Here is an 18,350-nt window from a genome sequence, read left to right on the forward strand (position 1 = left end):
CTGCTCTAATTCTCTTATGCTTTTACTTTTTCTAATCTTTCTTCCACTTCTGCCTCAGAAAGTCCATGCTCAGCAATATAACGGTTCCGAGGATGCGTGCGGCATTCATGAGAACAGCTGCGCATATATTTATGCTCGTTTTCTTCAGAGCAAAGGATTTTTTTGTTGCAGGCAGGGTTTGCACAGTTGACATAGCGCTCACAAGGCTCGCCTGTGAAGTAGTCCTTACCTACGATAACATGCTCTTTTTGGTTAACCGGAACGCCAATGCGGTCATCGAATACATAAAGCTGGCCATCCCATAGCTGCCCCTGTACTTCAGGATCTTTTCCGTATGTGACAATTCCTCCGTGAAGCTGGGCTACATCTTTAAAGCCTTCTTTTACAAGCCAGCCTGAGAACTTTTCACAGCGGATGCCGCCTGTACAATACGTAATGATCTTTTTATCGCCAAGCAGTTCTTTATTTTCACGGACCCAGTTTGGCAGGTCGCGGAAATTTTCGATATCCGGCCTGATTGCCCCTCTGAAGTGTCCAAGATCATACTCATAATCATTTCGTGCATCCAAGACAATTGTATCTTCATCCTGAAGTCTTTCGTAGAACTCTTTTGGCTCAAGGTATTTACCTGTAAGCTCGTTCGGGTTCACGTCGTCTTCAAGACGAAGAGTTACAAGCTCGGGACGTGCACGAACCTTCATCTTTGGAAACGCATGTCCATCTGCTTCATCTATTTTGAAAACCATCTCCGCAAAGCGCGGATCCTGCTTCATTACTTCCATATAGCGGTCTGTCTGTTCCACTGGTCCGGAAACAGTTCCATTTATGCCTTCATTTGCAACCAAAATACGTCCCTTAAGGCCCAGTTCATTGCAAAGAGCTTTATGCTCACTTGCGAACTCCTCAGGGTCCTCAATCGGAACATACATGTAGTAAAGTAAAACTCTGTACGGTTTTTGACTCATTTGTATTTCCACCTATCACTTAATATTTGCAAGATATATCTGTTAATAGGTTAAAACAATATATACTTACCTAGATAAGTATAACAGATGATGTCAAGTTTCAAAATTTTCGGAGTGCGAAAGATTCAATTCCCATGTAAACCACTTTCCATGTCCTTCAGTATGTCCGACAATTCTCTTGAATTCCTTAGTACCAAGAAAATAATCAAGATGAAGACCCCTGTCCTGGATATTATTATAAATATGGAAAATATCCCTGTTTTGCCCGCAAGCTGTTATTTCAGCAAGCAGTTGCTCTTTTCCTTCTGCCGGCATTTGATTGGCCACATGTGTGTGGAATACACAGATTGAATGGTCGTCAGGTATTTCTTTAACCAGACCCGGCAAAAGCTTGGCACCATCTCCCTCAATCAGTCTTACTGGATTTTCTTTCAGACACTTGGCAGCTTGTTCAAATAAATTTCTTCTCTCCAGGTGTTCAGGCCAGATAAGTGAATACAGCCACAGAAAATCTTCCTGATTATTCAGGTCATTAATATGAAGGTCAACTCCAGTTCTCGATGCAACCGGGGGCATTTCTTCAGGAAAAATCGGGACATTTCTTCCCCTGATTTCAGAGGTTAAATGAACGTCTGCGTTTGAATTCCCATATATTTTTCCTGTTCCATATGAGTAGCTGTACTTGTCCCAGAGAAGCTGCAGACCGGCGCTTGTCCCTATCTCAATCAGGGCCAGCGGCTTTTGTGCCTGCTGGAAAATATATGAGAATACGGGAAATAAGTAAGCACAGCGCCTTACTTCATTTGTCTGAACGATTTTCGTTTTTAATATCTCTTTAATTTCTTGTGAATTCAGCCTGCAGAAATCTTTAAAGCATTGGAAGGCATCCTGCGGGTTTCTTGGATCCTCCTCCAGGCTTGGATAGTATTCCTTAAGCTCATGATCTTTCCCTTTTAACAGCAGATAATGTATGGCCCCAAAAAACAAGTTCGGTACAGGCTGGCCGTCTCTCGCCTCTGATGCCAAAACCAGCAATTCATTATCCTCAGCAATTTTATTTGATAGGAATTCATAAAGATTACTCGAACCGCGGCATTCAAATTGTCCAAAAGTCTTGAATTTCGATGATATATTTGCTTTTATCATATTCTTACGCCCCCGTTATTTCACATAAGTGACTGCATTCCAATGCTTTGAACCAGTTCTTCTCTTTCCGTTCCATCCGGATTTCTGAAGTTCTTTTGCAATATAGAGGTTAAAAAACCCGTGTCCAATGAGAACGGCATGTTGATGTTCTTTCGAAAAAGAAGTTAACTTTAATGAAGCTCGTTTTGCCCGGTGCTTTGCTTGAATGTATGATTCACACCCGTGTGAATAGCCGCAGATCCACAGGATTCTTAATAAGAAAGTCCATGTTTTGGTCTTAATCTTACTCCCGTCAGATGAATGTCAGGCAATGGCAATTCCATTTCCCTGAATAACGGATCTGATTGTACCTTTGCTGAAGGGTTCAAGGTTCTGGCCGATTCGATTGATCTTTTTAAATCACTTGTGAGTAAAATTAATGATGATGCCCCTTTTTTGATTGAATCCTCAGGACCTCTCTCACCCTCAGCTATCCCTAAATTGTTATACGTATCAACCCATTTTTTGTATTCCATGCTGGTCATGCGGTGATTTTCCATTTGCGCTGACCTGCCATGTCTGATTAGTGTTATTTCCATTTAAAAACCTCAAAATTTATATATTTTTTTCCTTTATGGATAATTTAATTAACATGGAGGTGAAGACCATGCGGGAACAAGAATATCCAAATGTAAAGCTCGGCGGCAAAAAGGTGCATGAAAAAGGAAATGGCGGAGACCAGGTGCGGGGCCATGAAAAGGAAAATAAAAACGGGACATTTAATACAAATCCTAAATCTGATTTATAACAAAATAACGGGACACCCCCATATTGATTGGCGGGTGTCTTTGACACTTGTCTATGCCCAATCTGTTTTTTTCATAATGTAATGAAAAAACTGTTCTCCATCAATTATTTTTTCTCCCGCAAGCTTGAAGCTGCATTTTTGCAGAACTCTATTGGAACTGGCATTGCTGGTTAAAGCAACAGCATTTAGTGTTTCAAGGGCTGTTTTCTCAAAAAGAAAACCTATCAGCCCTTTTGCAGCAAGGGTGGAATAGCCTTTATTCCGCCAGTGCTTTGAAATGGCATAGCCAATTTCCCTGTTCGGTTCCGGCAGTTCATCCTTTATACCTGTATTGCAAAAGCCGATAAACTCTCCAGTTTCCTTTAAAATGATTCCCAAATTCAAAAATCCGGCATTTTTCAGTTCCGGCAATGAGGACTTGAATTTGTTATTGGCTGGAATTTCATAATTCTCCATCCAGTTCACCCGCTGCTCCAGAGTAGCCTTTGCCCCTGGGATAAACTCATAAACTTCCGGCTGGGACGTAATTTCAAAAAGTGCCTGGACATCCTCCATCCGGTATTCCCTGAGGATTACTTCACCGCAATCAATCATGATTTCTTCATTCATTTTTTCATCTCCATAGGGTACACATCCAGTGTGTGCTCTTCAATTAAATCTATGTTTCGTTTATTGTTTATATATTCTAAGATGTGAGCTTTCATATTAGGATACAGCACTATATTGGCAAGCGTAGAAAGCGGCACCCACCTGACACCTGTCTGGTTAGGATCCGGGGCTGATGGCATTTTAGGCATGGAGCCTTCAATTAACTGGCATTCAAACATTAAGTCCAGTGAATGTATTTGCCCATAACTAAATTCATTTAAGTGTGGGGCATATTCATATACAAATGCCAATGGGCCAACCCTCACATCCACAGATGCCTCTTCTTTCACTTCCCTTATCACTGCATCAATTACAGATTCCTGGGGTTCAACCCCGCCTGCAGGCAAATTAAAATGAAGGCCTTTTTCATCCTGAAACTCAATCAGCAGGATCGAATTATTTTCTATAATAACTGCACCTGCTCTGACTCTAATATGATAGGTCATTTGGTCTCTCCGCCTTTTCTTCTATAGCTTTCTGCATTTAATAATAAAAGCAGCGGGTACAGCTCTCGCCTTTTCATAGGAATACCAGCTATTGGCATGCCGCTGAACATCTCCCTTAGTAAGGCTGACATCTTCAATTACCCTTTCAATCGCAAACCCGTTTTCTATTAATAGATTGATATATGTACTCAGTTTAAATTGCTGCATAATGGCAGGCTGATTCCATGCAATGTGCTGATAAGGGCCTTCCTCATGATAGGATTTCCATAATTAATGCTCTATTTTCAGCCTTAATCCGGTTATATAGGGGATGTTCCCAGCTGAAGATGAACATTCCGCCAGATTTAAGATAGGAATGAACATTTTTCAGCGTCTCTTCTATGTTCGTTGTCCAGCCAATCGCATATATAGAAAAAACGGCATCGAAATAATCAGCAGGAATTCCAGGATTTTGTTCCATCGGGGACTCAAACAGCTTTACTGGTGAAGAAGATTTGACTAAAAGGGCCTTTGCTGATTCGATTTGACTGGAGGATAGATCCAATCCCCATAATTCACCTGCTCCCCGCTGGTCCAAATACTTAAGGGAATGCCCGCTTCCGCACCCAATTTCCAGCATTTTTAAGCTGCGCACATCTCCGAACAATTGGAGATTATCTTCAGTTGGCGCTAATGGCCCATATTCAGGCAGCGAATTTCTCCCATAAAACCTTTTAGCAGCTGCATCCCAGCTTTTCTTATTTAACTCAAGTGTTTCATTAATCATTCGTAACTCCTTTATACCGAAAAATAGTAAACCTCTTCCTCTCCCCATATCTCTGCGGTGGGAGAAAATCCAAAGTTATTATAAAGCTTTTTTGCGTGAAGATTATCTTTGTGAACCGTTAAGCGGATTTCCTCGCATTCTGGAAACTTAGCTTTTATCCAGCTGATCATCTTCGCTAATGCTGCACGGGCATAGCCCCTGCCCTGATACATCTGATCAATAAAAAAACCGTTGATCCAATACATATTAACTGTATCCGGTTCATAGGCGTGCAAAATAAACCCGACCATTTTATCATTGTCATATATGGAGAATGGAATATACTCTACTGCCTCGCCATCGGGTTTTATATATACCTTCATCTGTATAGCTTCTTCCCAATTCTCTCTTGTGACAGGTCTTAACTAAATGTTCATTCTTTCAGCCCCTCTCACAATTTCCTGATTTTCTCACCAGACTTAATCATGATGCTTATATAAGCAGATTCCCCATTTGTAACGTGATTTGGGATTTGTGACACATCCATCTCTTTCTCAATCCGAACAAGCTTTGATTCGTTAGGGTGCAAATTAACGGAATGAGGTTCGCCGCTGCTCATCAGTGAAACCATCTTTACATCTTCTTCGAATAAGTATTTGTCATAAAAGCCGATAGTAAAAGACACTTCATCATTGCTGTAATTTTCAAATGGCAGCTGACAAATTCCCTTCAAAGTATCTTTACCTGTCATTTCAAACGTACAACGACTTTCATCTTTTATATAAGAAACAGCATTGATCCCATTTGCCAGCGTTTTTTGATACGTCTCTGCCAGATAAGGAGGAAGAAGGGAAAAGATGATAATAACGGCGAAAAATGATCGCAAATGATACTTTTCAAGAGAACGATGCAGGAACACAATTCCCAATATAAGTAAAATGAGATTGAATACACCTTTATAATAAATGCCCTCTGCTGAATTGATAGGAATAGTGAAAACCGCAGTTCCTTCATCACCTAAGGGATACTCATTCGGGAAAGGAAAATTCATAGCCATAGATATAACGAATAAGATCATTGATGCCATAAACAGCTTTTTATTTTTAATCATGGCAGAATCTCCTTTATTTCTTATCTGCTGATCCAAACGAAGCCCCAAAGGCAACTCCCATGGCAATGCCCAAGGCCCAATTGTCAAAAAGCATTCCAAAAACTAATCCCATAGACAGTCCAAAAGCCATTCCGCTGCCCGAAAAACCCCAATTCATTTTTTTCATCAAATATAACCGCCTTTAATTGTTTTCCTTATATACGAACTAATGGAAGTTTAAGTTTCATATTTTTGGAAAAAGGCAGCAGGTTTATTTATTTCCTTTGAGCAGCCAGCTATCCTGTTTCGCTGTTAAATGTATTAACGTTTTCTCTCTAATTGCTGACAGTTCCTCCAAATCATATTCAAGGGGATGATTATTGATTTCACGCCTTGCTTTTTCACCCAGTTCATACGCAGCGGCCCATTTTAAATGTTCTTGGTCGTTAGATCTCTGTTTTCAAACGTAATGATTTGGTGAACATATTCAACAAATGCAATATGCTTCAGAACCAAGTCTCCTATTTTTTCATCGTATCCCTTCATATGTTTAATTCGATACTCTATCACTCTTTTATTCTCCCTTCTTTTATTTCAGGGAAAAGACTGCCGGGAAGGCAGTCTTTAACATCATGCGATCGTATCCAGCAGCTCTATATCTAAATCCTCTAGCCGTTCCCAGCTATGATGGATTTCTATGTGCCACTTATTTTTCAGCCGTTTGTATCCCTTTTCTTCAATCCATCTGTGCAGTTTCCTGTAGGAATTTCCAATCTCATCATTAGGTCCTTTGTGCCGGATAGAAGCATATTTTTGCGGTGGAATTTTTAATGAGAACATCCCATCAGGAACACGAATAAATTCCTTCACCTCTATGCCAATCCAATATCCGTCTTCTTCAGGAGAATCTTCCTCCACTTTGAAGGCACCAACAAGCTGCTCAGGATTTATAGCTCCCTTGATTTCTGTTAGGCGTTCAGATAAAAGATGAATTGCCTTAGGAATTTCAGCGGGATACTGATCAGGCGGGCATATGATGCGGATCCCTATTAGTTTTAATTCCCCAAGTTCTGTCTGAGTCAAATCAGGCATCTTATTAAGCAACAGGCAATGCCAGTTCTCTAAATCTATCAGCTGCTTTTTGGATATCTGCCTCAAAACCCAATTCGTTCATTGTTTCCCCGATCAGCACAATGGCCTTTTCAAGCATATCTTCTGTCGTATTCCCCATATGGCCGATTCGGAATGCTTTCCCTGCAAGATGGGCCAGTGCTCCGGCAACAATGACACCTTTTTTCGCAAGGGATGAACGGAATTCAGCATCATCCATCCCTTCAGGGTAAAGAATACAGCTGAGAGTGGCTGATGCGGCCTTTTCCTCGGCAATTGCCTTCATTCCATATTCAGCAAGTGCCGCACGTACTGCTTTGCCGTAGGTTTCATGACGCTTATAGCGTTGTTCCATTCCCTCCTCTAATACCAGCCTCATTCCCTCGTCATAGGCATAAATCAAATTCACAGGCGGCGTGGCAAAGTATTTTTGCGGATCATGCATAATGGGAATCCAATTATAGATATCACAATAATAGGCAGGTACATGTTCCATTTGTTCGCGGGCAGCCAGTGCTGTCTCATTGAATGCTACAACTGCGAGTCCCGGCGGTACACCGATTGCTTTCTGTGATCCTGTTAAGACCACATCAATTTTCCCTTCTCCATATGACTTGCTCATATCCTCTTCCATTGCCGCCGTAGCACAGACTCCATCCAGAATGACAAGTGCCCCGTGCTTCTTAATGATAGGCACCAGGGAATCCAGATCAGCCGACACACCTGTTGATGTATCCGCATGGGTAATCGTCACAGCTTTATAGGAATGAGAAGCAAGTTTCTCCTCAACTGCTGCGGGGTCCACCTGCTTACCCCATTCAGACTGAATAATATCTGCCTGGATTCCGAACGCCTTAGCTAAATGCAAGAAACGATCACCGAAAAAGCCCTGGCTGATAATCAATAGTCGTTCTCCTGCTGCTACCGTGTTCACGAGAGCCATTTCCATCGCAATCGTCCCGGACCCGGAAATGACAAGCACCTCTCCATCCGTCTTCAGCATCTCCCTCGTTTTCTCAATCGCACTCTTATAAACAGCGGCAAACCTCGGATCCGTATGTCCCCTTGTCTCTTGTGACATCGCCTCATAAATCGAATCTACTACAGGCGTAGGTCCTGGAATTAAAAGCATTTCCTCGTTTGGCATGATAAAAATCCTCCTTTGGCTGTTATGTAGATATCTAAATGTTTCGACATTTCCTAATGAATACCTCTTTTAATTCCTTTTTGATTTGTAGATTCCTCGGGGAATATGAGTGTATATGTTCTATTTTTCTGAGCTCCGGTTTGCGGGAGATTAAGGGATTGGAGAAGTCGGGTTGCAGTATAGGAAGAAGAGATATGAAGAAAGTTTCTGAGTTCCTTGTTTGTGATGGCATTACCCAGCAGAAGGCTATAGTCGTGTAATGCTTGCACATGAGCATCTATATTTTTCAGATTACATTTGGGACAGTACCATGTGCGGCTTACTCTTTGGAGGGGCAAAAAGCTGCAGGCAGGACAGAATACACCAGTAAGTATTTCAGATTGATGGATCTGGTACCTTGATAGAATAGAGCTTTCCTGCTCTGTGCTCTGCTTCTTTAATAAACGAATGATCTTTTTAAGTGTTTTTTCACTGATTTCTTTCTTAATGGAATTTTCTATTTGCACAATCTTTAAAGGAAGAGTATTTCGGTGTATAACTTTACGGCTGAGGTCAATATGTGAAGGGATAACTTTAATTCCTGTATGCGGATTACTAATGACTACAAAAGATAAAACAGGTAAATCTTCCATACTGCCACTGGCTTTTAGCCACCTTCTTAGTTGTGACGCCTGTCGATTAACCTGAAGTAAAGGACAAGGAAAAACCTGCTCTTTGCCATTCTTAATACGTATTAATTGATTGTATACTGTATCAAAATGAAGAAGTCCTGTAATATTTTTCACTTCCAGTACTAGTGCAAATTTTTTCGTAAGGATGAGTGTATCAATTTGGAAAAAGCGATCATGATCCGGCAAGCGAAGATCATGAAGAATAAAATATTCCTTGCTATCCAGAAAATCAAGAGGAAAATCCAATGAAGCTTCTCCTTTATAACCTGCAAGTCTTTTATTCAAATCCTCGTTTATGAGTGGGATTTTTTGGTGGTGGGATGGCAGCCTGCGGAGGAGGGCTTCTGTTTTACATATTAAAAGAGGGATTTTTCGTTTTTTGAGGATCATTTTTTCACTCCATTCTTGTTTTATACTAGTGGATTCTTCAATACTATCTGGAAATCCTTTTGGAAAACTACTAAAAAAGTATTTATGTGCGGATAGATGAATTTGTGTGCGCAAAAACGATTTTGTGTGCGCATAGGCAAAAAATATGTACAGATAAAATTATTTATGTGCGTCCACTCCACACTATGGTGAAAAGACAAAGTCTTAGCTCAATTAAGGAGATTTTTCACTCTTTGAGGATCATTTTCCGCTCCAATCTTGCTTTATACTAGAAATTCTATTACAAATCTCTTTGAAAACGGCCCAAAAGTGAGTTTATGTGCGGATAACCAAATTTGTGTGCACATAAGCCCAATATGTGAGCGGATAAAATTATTTCTGTGCGTTCACTGGCAAACTTGGCGAAAAGACAAAGTCCTAGCTCAATTAAGGAGATTTTTCAGTCTTTAAGAATCATTTCTACTGCAATCTTGCTTTTTTCAAGAATTTCTATTACAAATCTTTTTGAAAACGCCCCAAAAGTGTGTTTGTGTGCGGATAACCAAATTTGTGTGCGGTTAAGCCCAAAATATGTGCGTATAAAATTATTTCTGTGCGCTCACTCACACACTATTAAAAAAAGACAGGTTTGTAGCTCAATTAAGGCGTTTTTCGCTCTTTGAGGGTCCATTAACCGCTGCAATCTTGATTTATACTAAAAAATCTATTACAACTCTCTTTGAAAAACGCCCCAAAAGTGGGTTTATGTGCGGATAGAAGATATTTGTGTGCGGATAACCAAATTTGTGTGCGCATAAGCCCATAATATGTGCGGATAAAATTATTTCTGTGCGTTCACTCGCACACCAAGAAAAAAAGACAGGGCACCAGCCCCGTCTTTCCTCAAACTCAATCAATCATGAAAATTAGTTCCATCCGTAGTAGCTTCAATAAGTCCCGTACGGATCACGAAGTCGCCAAAATGCTCGCCGTCCAGACGTTCGCGGGCGTAGCGCGGCAGGATGACGCGCAGCTCGTTCAAGATTTCTTCTTCCCCGATATTTTCGCGGTACATTTTGCTAAGGCGGCTTCCGTCAAAGGCTGCCCCGAGATACATATTGTACTTGCCGACTGCCTTGCCGATAAAGCCGATTTCGCCGAGCGCATGTCGCGCGCAGCCATTCGGGCAGCCGGTCATGCGGATCGTGATTTCTTCATTCCTCAAGCCCGCCTCATCGGCGATTTCATCAATTTTATCGATCAATCCAGGCAGATACCGTTCAGCCTCAGCCATTGCCAATCCGCAGGTCGGCAGGGCAACACAGGCCATGGATCCGCGGCGGAGTGCACTGTAGCGGCTTCCGTCTGTTAGACCATATTTTTCAATAAGCGACTCAATCTCTGCCTTATCCTCATCAGCTACACTTCCGATAATCAGGTTCTGGTTGGCCGTCAGCCTGAAATCACCTTTATGAACTTTGGCAATCTCCCGCAATGCTGTTTTCAGCTTATAATCTTCATAGTCAGCCACACGGCCTCCTTCTATGAACATGGTAAAATGCCATTTTCCGCGGATGCCCTTAACCCATCCATAGCGGTCACCATTGGAATCAAACTTGAATCCGCGGGCTTCCTCCAGTTTCCAGCCTAAGCGGCTTTGCAGCTCTTCAATCACAGTCTCCAGCCCAAGGCGGTCAACTGTATATTTAAAACGTGCATTTTTCCGGACAGAGCGGTTACCGTAATCGCGCTGAATCGTAATAACCTTTTCAGCCACTTCATAGATTTTATCTGGCGGCACAAAGCCAATAACCTTTGAAAGCTGCGGATAGGTTGCCTTATCTCCATGAGAGAACCCCATTCCGCCGCCGATAGCTACGTTAAAGCCAGTCAGCTTGCCATCTTCCACGACTGCAATAAAGCCGAGATCCTGTGAAAAGACATCAATATCATTTGAAGGCGGCACAGCGATCCCAATCTTAAATTTCCGCGGCAAATATAGCGGGCCATACATCGGCTCAATTTCTTCATCAACATCAGGAGAGCCGGCTACTTTTTCTTCATCCAGCCAGATTTCATGATAGGCACGTGTGCGCGGCAGGAGATCATCACTCAGCATCTTCGCCAGCTCATACACTTCCTCATGTATTTCCGATTGATCGGGATTGGAGATGCACATGACATTCCGGTTCACATCTCCGCATGCCGCGATTGTATCAAGCATTGTCGAATGGATAGCCTGAATAGTCTTTTTCATATTCCATTTCAGGATTCCATGCATCTGAAAGGTCTGGCGTGTAGTTAATTTCAGTGTGCCGTTGCCATACTTCTCAGCCAGGTCATCCACAACCAGCCATTGCTCGGGGGTTGCGACCCCTCCGGGAAGCCTAAGGCGGAGCATAAACTGATAAGCTGGTTCAAGCTTTTGTTTCTGACGTTCATTCCGCAGATCCCTGTCATCCTGCAGATAGCTCCCATGGTGCTTCATTAATCTATTATCATCATCGGGAATACCGGCGCTGATCCTGTCCTGCATAACTTCCGCCAGCGTTCCGCGCAAATAGTTGCTTCGCTCCTTAATTCCCTCAACATCACTTGGAGGGCCATCCGGTGCTTTTAAGTTTGGGTTTACCATGCTGTAAAACTCCTTCCTTCCAAATCAATATACATCGCGCTGGTAGCGTTTATTTTTCTGCATATCGGCCAGATATTCCGCAGCCTGTTCGCGGCTCATTACGCCTTCTTTTTCAATAATATCAATGAGTGTGTTATGGACATCATGCGCCATGTTTTTCTCATCGCCGCAGATGTAAACAGCTGCACCTTCCTCGAGCCACTGGAATAGCTCCCTGCTGTTTTCCTTCATTCTATGCTGAACATAAATCTTCTCATCACCGTCACGGGAAAAAGCGACGTCCATCTTGGATAACACTCCATCCTTAAGCCACTTCTGCCATTCAGTCTGATAAAGGAAATCCGTCACGAAATGCTGGTCGCCGAAGAACAGCCAGGACTTCCCTTCCGCGCCGCTTTCTTCACGCTCCTGCATAAATGAGCGGAACGGTGCAATTCCGGTTCCCGGACCGACCATGATAATAGGTGTGTCTGGATTTTCAGGCAGTTTGAAGTTTTCATTCTGCTGAATAAACACTGGCAGTGTATCACCAGGCTGTAGGCGTTCTGCACAAAGAATCGAGCAGACCCCCTTGCGTTCACGGCCATGGGCATCATAGCGGACAGCACCGATTGTTAAATGAACTTCATCCGGATTCGCTTCAAAGCTGCTCGAGATGGAATAAAGACGTGCAGGCATTTTCCTCAAAATAGAGATAAACTCCTGTGCCGTGCTGTTCCATGGCTTAAAATCACGCACTAAATCAATTAAATCGCGCCCATCAATATAGGATTTCAGTTGAGTGCTGTCTGAGACAAGCTGATGAAGCTCTTCATTTCCGGAGAACTTTGCAGCCTTTTCCACTAGCGGCTTGGTCAGGACAGTAAGCTCAAAGTGTGCCATAAGCGCTTCTTTTAATGTTACTGTTGCTTCTTTCACTCTGACTGTTTCCTCAGGATCCCAGTTCATTTCAGTTAAAAGGAGATCAACCAATTCCGGATCGTTTTCCGGATATACTCCAAGACTGTCACCAGGCTGATACGTCAGCCCTGAACCTTCCAGTGAAATCTCAAGATGGCGTGTTTCTTTATTGGAGCCGCGGCCATTGAGATTAATATTCTCGAGCACTTCTGCCCTGAATGGGTTAGAACGGGAATAAACTGTTTCGGCTGGTGCAGCAGCTGATACTGACGCTGCTGAAGGAGACAGACTGCTGCTTCCCCCTTCGCTCAAACCGGATAAAACAGCTTCCGCCCATTGGGCTGCAGGCTCGTCGAAATCAAGGTCGCAGTCTACCCTTGGCGTAATTCTTGTTCCGCCAAGCTCTTCCAATCGCTTATCAAAATCCTTCCCAGTCTGACAGAAGAATTCATAAGAACTGTCTCCAAGTGCCAGAACAGAGAACCTGAAGTCCTCCAGTTTCGGGGCTCTTTTTCCATGAACGAATTCATGGAATGTCAGCGCGTTATCAGGAGGATCTCCCTCACCATGCGTACTGACGACAATTAACAGGTTTTTAACCTTTTTAAGATTATTAGGCTTAAAGTCGCTCATGCTTGAGACCGTTACTTGAAAGCCTTTTTCCTCGAGCGTTTTCCCGGCTTTTTTTGCCAGATTTTGCGCATTCCCGGTCTGTGATCCAAATAAAATGGTCACTTCTTTTGGAATGGACGGCATCGCTGCCGGTGCTGGACGTTCCTCTACTGCCGGTGCAGCCTGCAATGATGAAGACTGTACAGCGGCAAGATACCCGCTCAGCCAGAGGGTTTGAGTCTCCGTCAGAGTTGGGAGTAGACGATTTAGGAGCTCTGTCTGCTCCTGGTTAAACGGACTGTTCATTACCTGAAGTTGCAACATGATCCACCTCGCAAACCAGCTGAAATAGGCTGGTTTATTCTTATTTCTTTAAAATTCTTCTTTTCCTATAAAAAAAGTCGGGTTTATAAGTAAAAAATATATATCTAATACTTTACCTAATGATTTAGCATTAGTAAAATAAATATTAATTATCATAACTATTAATATTATTAATTATAAAAAGGGTGATATTTTTGCATTATGATGCGTTAAAAACATTCGTCACCTTGGCTGAAGTAAAAAATTTTACGAAAACGGCCGAGCTCCTGCTCATGTCACAGCCCAGTGTCAGCCTTCATATCAAAAATCTGGAGAAGGAATTTCAGACAAAGCTCTTTCAGCGTTCTCCAAAATACTTGAAGATTACGCCCAGCGGTGAAATATTATATGACCGGGCCAAGCAGATGATTACCATCTATGAGCAAACCCGGCAGGAAATTTTAGATCAGCAGCATTCCATTAAAGGGGATCTGAAAATTGCGGCCAGCTTCACGATAGGGGAATATGTCCTTCCTTCCCTTCTGCTTGACCTGCAGAATGAATATCCCGAACTGAATCTTCATGTTACGATTGCCAACACGGAGGAAGTTGTTCAATCCACCCGCTCCCATCATGTCGATATCGGCTTAATCGAGGGCCAGACAAATGAAAAAGAGCTAATAGTTACTCCCTTTTTAGAAGATGAATTATTTATTGTAACCTCCACACAGCATCCACTGGCACAAAAAGAAGAAGCAACCATTGCTGATCTGCAGGATCAGGCATGGATTATGAGGGAAAATGGGTCAGGAACCAGGGAGTATTTTAACCATGTGGTCAGATCAAATGGTCTTAAGGTGAAATCTCTCCTGACGATCAGCAGCAACCAGGGGATAAAAGAAACACTCATTAACGGGCTGGGAATGAGCATTCTTTCCGGGAGTGTGGTGGCAAGGGACGTAAAACAAAACAATCTGTCGATTATAAAGGTGAAAAATCACGAATTCAAACGCACTCTTTCCTATGTACTTTCCCCCATTATGCAGGACAAAAGGAATGTCAGCATTTTTATCGAAGCCCTTAGCGAAAAATGGAAAAAAAAATAATATTAACCTAGATTAATTTGCTGAGCTGATCTTCGCTGTGTGCACTCCATCGCCGAAAATGCTAACGCATTCTCTTCGTGCGATGTTCATTCGAGGAAGCTTATTAAATGTCCCGCGGGAGGCTCAGTCCTCCCAGCCGGTTCTCTATGTGCCTGAAGCGAGTTGAAAACATAAACAAAAGACAAAAATCCTTGGAAAAAAACCTAAAAATAAGACAAGCTTTTTTCACACTAGTCCTATTTTATGCATATATTATTGTGTAGAGGTGTATAAAATCTGCCCAATTTATTCAAAATAAGGAAAAATTGGCTGAGGTGAAAAAGATGGGATTATTGAATGCCTTTAATGAATGGCGCGAAATGAGATATCAAAACCATGTTAATCGCATGAAGGAAGAAAATAAGTGTCCAGACTGTTACGGCAGGGGTTTTTCACTCTATCCAGGGAATGAATTCGCTTATCATGCTAATCAATTTGACTGCCAGGGCTGTAATGGAACCGGATTGTATTCAGAATGGGAGAGTTTATCCTAATAAAAAGGCCATGATCCATTTAAGGATCATGGCCTTATTTTGGCACTTAAGCAAATGCCCGGCTTGACTCAAATTCTGCTTTAATCTTTTGGAGAAGCTCCTTGTTTGTTAACACTTCATACCCTGTGAGTGCCATTGCTTTGGCTCCGAGGATCATGGCTTCTCTGGCCTGATCACTCATGGCAGCTTCGCGGAATTCATGTGTATGGCAGGCATATGCCTCATTGCAGATTTTAATATAAGGATGAATGGAGGGGGCTGCCTGACTGACATTTCCCATATCAAGAGAACCTGAGCCATCCTTCTGCTCCATTATTTCCTCCTCACTTACACCGAGGGAAATCAGTTCTTTATTGAACGCTTCCGATAAAGGGCTGTTCGTAACCATATCATCATAAGAAAATTCATAAAACGACCATTTCATTTCAGCGCCAGTCTGCAGAGCAGCCCCTTCAGCACATTTCTTGACCTTTTCTACTAATTCATTTACATATTCACGTTTCGCAGAACGAACATAGAATTGTGCAACAGCATAATCTGGGACAACGTTAGCCGCTTTGCCCCCTTCTGTGATAATTCCATGAATCCTGGCATCTGGCTTGATATGCTGGCGCAGAGCATTTATGCTGTTGAACGTCTGCAGAACAGCATCCAGCGCATTAATTCCCAAATGCGGGCTGGCAGCGGCATGCGCTGACTTTCCAAAAAACTCAAACTGGATTGCATCCATCGCCAGTGATGTTCCGCTCTTCACATAATTGTCAAGGGGATGAACCATAATCGCTGCATCCAAAACGTCAAAAATACCCGCTTCAGCCATGGTCACCTTGCCGCCCTTTGTCTCCTCTGCAGGCGTTCCAAAGACGATGACTTTCCCTCCTATTTCATGAATCACTTTACTCAGACCTATTCCGGCAGCAATTCCCATTGTCCCAATAAGATTATGGCCGCATGCATGCCCGACTTCAGGCAATGCATCGTACTCAGACATATAACCGATTACTGGCCCTTCTTTCCCGCTGTCATAAGTTGCCGTGAAAGCAGTCGGCAAACCGCAAGTGCCAATTTCCACGGCAAAACCATGCTTTTTCAGCTCATCTGTCAATACTTTGCATGCCTTATACTCTTCGTGTCCCAGTTCAGGGTTCTCGCCAATGTAGGTGCTGATTCTATTAAACTCATTTTGAAGTTCATCGATTTTTTTAATAATCAAATTCTTTCCCATATTCGTTCTCCTAATCTGCAATCTATTTATTCATTCACCAGTATAATAATACAACATTTTTTTATGATAAACTGCCTATTTCGTAATTTTTTCAAGAGGACGATCAACGATCAGTGCATCCTCCCAGTCCTTGCAGACATCCACCCAGGCTTTTGCATCTGAATATGTATTAATTTCAGCAGGTGTAAGTTCAATGGCAGAATTGCTGCTACCGCACGCAGGGAAAAGGGTTTCGAATCTTTTCATAGATTCATCCAGATAGATATCCAGGTCATTCTTCAATCCAAATGGGCAAACTCCGCCTACCGCATGCCCAGTCTGTTCAAGAACTTCCTCGGATGAAAGCATGCGTGCTTTGAAACCGAACGTTTTCCGGAATTTTTTGTTATCAATTTTCGCGTCACCGGCTGCCACTACCAGGATTGCTTCATCCTCATCACCTTTGAAGGAAAGAGTCTTGGCAATTTGCGCAGTGCTGACACCGATTGTTTCAGCAGCCTCTTTTACAGTTGCGCTTGAAGAATCAAACTCCATTACATCCTGTTCCCGATCCCATTTCTTAAAATGGGCTTTCACACTTTCAATTGACACTTAATCTCACCCTTCCCCTTTGTTAAACTCTTATATATATTCATTATCTACACTTTATAGTTGTCTATTTTAACATACTATCTGATTATGTCACCGGGATATTCTTTTTTATCAGAAGATTTGCATTTGCTCTTATTGATGAGTTGCACTAAGATATTAATAAATTCAAAGCCAGAGGTTTAAAGAAGGTTTTTTTATGAAACAGACTATTCCATATACATTTATTGGAGGAAGAATTGCCAAAACCGGGCTGGCTGTTTTTATAACAGCCTTTATATGCCATATGCTGAAATGGCCGGCCATGTTTGCAGTAATTACGGCAATCGTTACGATTGAGCCAACTGTTGCAGACTCCATCCGGAAAGCATATGTAAGATTTCCAGCCGCAGCTATTGGAGCGGGCTTTGCTGTTTTATTTACATTCATTTTTGGAGACAGTCCGTATAGTTATGCCTCAGTGTCGCTCGCGACAATCATTGCCTGCCATAAGCTTAAGCTTCAAGATGGGATGCTTGTCGCAACCTTGACGGGTGTTGCAATGATATCTACCGTCCAGGACCATTATCTGTCCTCTTTTTTCATCAGACTGGGAACTACTTCGACTGGTATAGTTGTGTCTACAGCTGTTAATTTATTGGTCATGCCGCCCGATTACTCAAAATCAATTATGAAAAATATCCAGGCCCTCTACCGGCGATCGGGCGACATATTATTTAAAAGAGGCCATGAGGTTTTTAATATGCTGGAATCAAATGGCACTGCCCGTGCTGATTTCCAGAGCCTTATTAAAGATATCGATAAAACCGAAACTTTATGCCATTATCAAAAATCTGAATATAGGTTTCACCGATTCAGCCGTGAAGATATGCGTGAATTTCATTATGAATATAAAAAACTGACGATTTTAAAGCAAATCTCCTATCACATTGGAAACCTGGTTTTTTTGCCGCCTGGAAGGCCAGACATGGAGTCGGAAAGGAAAAATCTTGCCGCATCAGTTCTTGAGGATTTAAAAAACAGACTATATGAACCGGACTTCCTGATTACAGATAGTCATTATAAAAAAATCAGCGAAGTAACACAGTGGTTTTTTGAGCAAAAACAGCAGAACCCCGGGGCCGGTTTAAAACCTCGCACACACCACCATGTTCAGCCAGAAACAGCTATTCTATACGAGATTCTATCCATTCATGACCTAATTGAGGAATTGAATCAAATTCAAACGATGGAAGTCAAAAACCGAAGGATTTTAAAAACCCCCTGGAAACAGGGGGAGGGTGAATAAAAATAAAGACCGGGAATTCATATCCCGGTCTTTTTC

The 18,350-nt window shown here is 42.3% G+C and carries 21 protein-coding genes and 1 pseudogene; 4 read left to right on the top strand and 18 right to left on the bottom strand.

Translation table 11 applies throughout. The features are described from left to right. Positions 1-14: 14 nt before the first annotated feature. From trhO to AC6CHU_RS05665, 3 genes are all read right to left on the bottom strand, one after another. Positions 15-965 carry an oxygen-dependent tRNA uridine(34) hydroxylase TrhO gene (gene trhO / locus AC6CHU_RS05655; protein WP_498120680.1) on the bottom strand — a complete coding sequence of 317 codons (951 nt, stop codon included), beginning with the start codon at positions 963-965 and terminating at the stop codon, positions 15-17. A 93-nt stretch (positions 966-1,058) separates the two neighbouring features. Next, positions 1,059-2,111 (bottom strand): DUF2332 domain-containing protein, encoded by a 1,053-nt coding sequence (locus tag AC6CHU_RS05660; RefSeq protein WP_159862891.1) that lies wholly within the window; start codon positions 2,109-2,111, stop codon positions 1,059-1,061. Positions 2,112-2,362: 251 nt separating this feature from the next. Further along, positions 2,363-2,689: a histidine phosphatase family protein gene (locus tag AC6CHU_RS05665; RefSeq protein ID WP_498120682.1), complete on the bottom strand. Its 327-nt coding sequence runs from the start codon at positions 2,687-2,689 to the stop codon at positions 2,363-2,365. Between the two features lie 68 nt (positions 2,690-2,757). On the opposite strand from AC6CHU_RS05665, the gene AC6CHU_RS05670 reads away from it, so the two are divergent. Then, positions 2,758-2,898 (top strand): hypothetical protein, encoded by a 141-nt coding sequence (locus AC6CHU_RS05670; RefSeq protein ID WP_175609156.1) that lies wholly within the window; start codon positions 2,758-2,760, stop codon positions 2,896-2,898. 51 nt (positions 2,899-2,949) lie between these two features. Here the strand turns inward: AC6CHU_RS05670 and AC6CHU_RS05675 are convergent, their stop codons facing one another. The 13 genes and pseudogenes from AC6CHU_RS05675 to AC6CHU_RS05735 form a co-directional block, all read right to left on the bottom strand. Further along, entirely contained in the window at positions 2,950-3,507 is a 558-nt protein-coding gene (locus AC6CHU_RS05675) for a GNAT family N-acetyltransferase (protein WP_251284449.1), read from the bottom strand. Next, complete coding sequence (locus AC6CHU_RS05680; protein WP_159862888.1) at positions 3,504-3,992, bottom strand: NUDIX domain-containing protein; 489 nt, start codon at positions 3,990-3,992, stop codon at positions 3,504-3,506. Before AC6CHU_RS05680 ends, AC6CHU_RS05675 begins: the two co-directional genes overlap by 4 nt. A gap of 21 nt (positions 3,993-4,013) precedes the next feature. Next, positions 4,014-4,199, bottom strand: a complete 186-nt coding sequence (locus AC6CHU_RS05685; RefSeq protein ID WP_236566147.1) for a hypothetical protein — start codon at positions 4,197-4,199, stop codon at positions 4,014-4,016. Between the two features lie 43 nt (positions 4,200-4,242). Then, positions 4,243-4,758, bottom strand: coding sequence for a class I SAM-dependent methyltransferase (locus AC6CHU_RS05690; protein ID WP_236566146.1), 516 nt, complete (start codon positions 4,756-4,758; stop codon positions 4,243-4,245). A gap of 11 nt (positions 4,759-4,769) precedes the next feature. Further along, positions 4,770-5,162, bottom strand: a pseudogene (locus tag AC6CHU_RS05695) (GNAT family N-acetyltransferase); the annotation flags it as partial. A 26-nt stretch (positions 5,163-5,188) separates the two neighbouring features. Then, a complete protein-coding gene (locus AC6CHU_RS05700) occupies positions 5,189-5,848 on the bottom strand; it encodes a hypothetical protein (RefSeq protein ID WP_159862887.1) in 660 nt (219 codons plus the stop codon). 13 nt (positions 5,849-5,861) lie between these two features. Next, the gene (locus AC6CHU_RS05705) at positions 5,862-6,014 is read right to left on the bottom strand and encodes a glycine zipper domain-containing protein (protein ID WP_201306482.1); all 153 of its coding nucleotides are present in this window, start codon (positions 6,012-6,014) and stop codon (positions 5,862-5,864) included. Between the two features lie 242 nt (positions 6,015-6,256). After that, positions 6,257-6,397: a hypothetical protein gene (locus tag AC6CHU_RS05710; RefSeq protein WP_201306481.1), complete on the bottom strand. Its 141-nt coding sequence runs from the start codon at positions 6,395-6,397 to the stop codon at positions 6,257-6,259. A 60-nt stretch (positions 6,398-6,457) separates the two neighbouring features. Continuing rightward, positions 6,458-6,919 carry a GyrI-like domain-containing protein gene (locus AC6CHU_RS05715; protein ID WP_159863033.1) on the bottom strand — a complete coding sequence of 154 codons (462 nt, stop codon included), beginning with the start codon at positions 6,917-6,919 and terminating at the stop codon, positions 6,458-6,460. Positions 6,920-6,923: 4 nt separating this feature from the next. Continuing rightward, entirely contained in the window at positions 6,924-8,084 is a 1,161-nt protein-coding gene (locus tag AC6CHU_RS05720) for a pyridoxal-phosphate-dependent aminotransferase family protein (RefSeq protein ID WP_159862886.1), read from the bottom strand. A 53-nt stretch (positions 8,085-8,137) separates the two neighbouring features. Beyond that, positions 8,138-9,145, bottom strand: coding sequence for a nuclease-related domain-containing protein (locus AC6CHU_RS05725; RefSeq protein ID WP_498120687.1), 1,008 nt, complete (start codon positions 9,143-9,145; stop codon positions 8,138-8,140). Positions 9,146-10,037: 892 nt separating this feature from the next. Next, a complete protein-coding gene (gene cysI / locus AC6CHU_RS05730; RefSeq protein WP_159862884.1) occupies positions 10,038-11,759 on the bottom strand; it encodes an assimilatory sulfite reductase (NADPH) hemoprotein subunit in 1,722 nt (573 codons plus the stop codon). 24 nt (positions 11,760-11,783) lie between these two features. Continuing rightward, entirely contained in the window at positions 11,784-13,592 is a 1,809-nt protein-coding gene (locus tag AC6CHU_RS05735) for an assimilatory sulfite reductase (NADPH) flavoprotein subunit (RefSeq protein WP_159863032.1), read from the bottom strand. 197 nt (positions 13,593-13,789) lie between these two features. Here AC6CHU_RS05735 and AC6CHU_RS05740 point away from each other — a divergent pair, with 197 nt between their 5' ends. Together AC6CHU_RS05740 and AC6CHU_RS05745 are read left to right on the top strand one after the other, a co-directional pair. Continuing rightward, positions 13,790-14,680, top strand: coding sequence for a LysR family transcriptional regulator (locus AC6CHU_RS05740; RefSeq protein WP_159862883.1), 891 nt, complete (start codon positions 13,790-13,792; stop codon positions 14,678-14,680). A gap of 323 nt (positions 14,681-15,003) precedes the next feature. Then, complete coding sequence (locus tag AC6CHU_RS05745; protein ID WP_159862882.1) at positions 15,004-15,213, top strand: methionine aminopeptidase; 210 nt, start codon at positions 15,004-15,006, stop codon at positions 15,211-15,213. A 46-nt stretch (positions 15,214-15,259) separates the two neighbouring features. Here AC6CHU_RS05745 and AC6CHU_RS05750 read toward each other — a convergent pair whose 3' ends face one another. After that, entirely contained in the window at positions 15,260-16,438 is a 1,179-nt protein-coding gene (locus tag AC6CHU_RS05750; RefSeq protein ID WP_159862881.1) for a M20 family metallopeptidase, read from the bottom strand. Positions 16,439-16,513: 75 nt separating this feature from the next. Then, the gene (locus AC6CHU_RS05755; protein WP_159862880.1) at positions 16,514-17,029 is read right to left on the bottom strand and encodes a YbaK/EbsC family protein; all 516 of its coding nucleotides are present in this window, start codon (positions 17,027-17,029) and stop codon (positions 16,514-16,516) included. Between the two features lie 196 nt (positions 17,030-17,225). On the opposite strand from AC6CHU_RS05755, the gene AC6CHU_RS05760 reads away from it, so the two are divergent. Then, entirely contained in the window at positions 17,226-18,314 is a 1,089-nt protein-coding gene (locus AC6CHU_RS05760) for an aromatic acid exporter family protein (RefSeq protein ID WP_159862879.1), read from the top strand. Positions 18,315-18,350 lie beyond the last annotated feature (36 nt).

The organism is Cytobacillus sp. GQ23, assembly GCF_059758675.1.

Bases quoted from the DNA above. Each gene is read 5' to 3' on its own strand.
- trhO (WP_498120680.1), bottom strand. From the start codon at position 965: ATGAGTCAAAAACCGTACAGAGTTTTACTTTACTACATGTATGTTCCG.
- AC6CHU_RS05660 (WP_159862891.1), bottom strand. From the start codon at position 2,111: ATGATAAAAGCAAATATATCATCGAAATTCAAGACTTTTGGACAATTT.
- AC6CHU_RS05665 (WP_498120682.1), bottom strand. From the start codon at position 2,689: ATGGAAATAACACTAATCAGACATGGCAGGTCAGCGCAAATGGAAAAT.
- AC6CHU_RS05670 (WP_175609156.1), top strand. From the start codon at position 2,758: ATGCGGGAACAAGAATATCCAAATGTAAAGCTCGGCGGCAAAAAGGTG.
- AC6CHU_RS05675 (WP_251284449.1), bottom strand. From the start codon at position 3,507: ATGAATGAAGAAATCATGATTGATTGCGGTGAAGTAATCCTCAGGGAA.
- AC6CHU_RS05680 (WP_159862888.1), bottom strand. From the start codon at position 3,992: ATGACCTATCATATTAGAGTCAGAGCAGGTGCAGTTATTATAGAAAAT.
- AC6CHU_RS05685 (WP_236566147.1), bottom strand. From the start codon at position 4,199: ATGCAGCAATTTAAACTGAGTACATATATCAATCTATTAATAGAAAAC.
- AC6CHU_RS05690 (WP_236566146.1), bottom strand. From the start codon at position 4,758: ATGATTAATGAAACACTTGAGTTAAATAAGAAAAGCTGGGATGCAGCT.
- AC6CHU_RS05700 (WP_159862887.1), bottom strand. From the start codon at position 5,848: ATGATTAAAAATAAAAAGCTGTTTATGGCATCAATGATCTTATTCGTT.
- AC6CHU_RS05705 (WP_201306482.1), bottom strand. From the start codon at position 6,014: ATGAAAAAAATGAATTGGGGTTTTTCGGGCAGCGGAATGGCTTTTGGA.
- AC6CHU_RS05715 (WP_159863033.1), bottom strand. From the start codon at position 6,919: ATGCCTGATTTGACTCAGACAGAACTTGGGGAATTAAAACTAATAGGG.
- AC6CHU_RS05720 (WP_159862886.1), bottom strand. From the start codon at position 8,084: ATGCCAAACGAGGAAATGCTTTTAATTCCAGGACCTACGCCTGTAGTA.
- AC6CHU_RS05725 (WP_498120687.1), bottom strand. From the start codon at position 9,145: ATGATCCTCAAAAAACGAAAAATCCCTCTTTTAATATGTAAAACAGAA.
- cysI (WP_159862884.1), bottom strand. From the start codon at position 11,759: ATGGTAAACCCAAACTTAAAAGCACCGGATGGCCCTCCAAGTGATGTT.
- AC6CHU_RS05745 (WP_159862882.1), top strand. From the start codon at position 15,004: ATGGGATTATTGAATGCCTTTAATGAATGGCGCGAAATGAGATATCAA.
- AC6CHU_RS05750 (WP_159862881.1), bottom strand. From the start codon at position 16,438: ATGGGAAAGAATTTGATTATTAAAAAAATCGATGAACTTCAAAATGAG.
- AC6CHU_RS05760 (WP_159862879.1), top strand. From the start codon at position 17,226: ATGAAACAGACTATTCCATATACATTTATTGGAGGAAGAATTGCCAAA.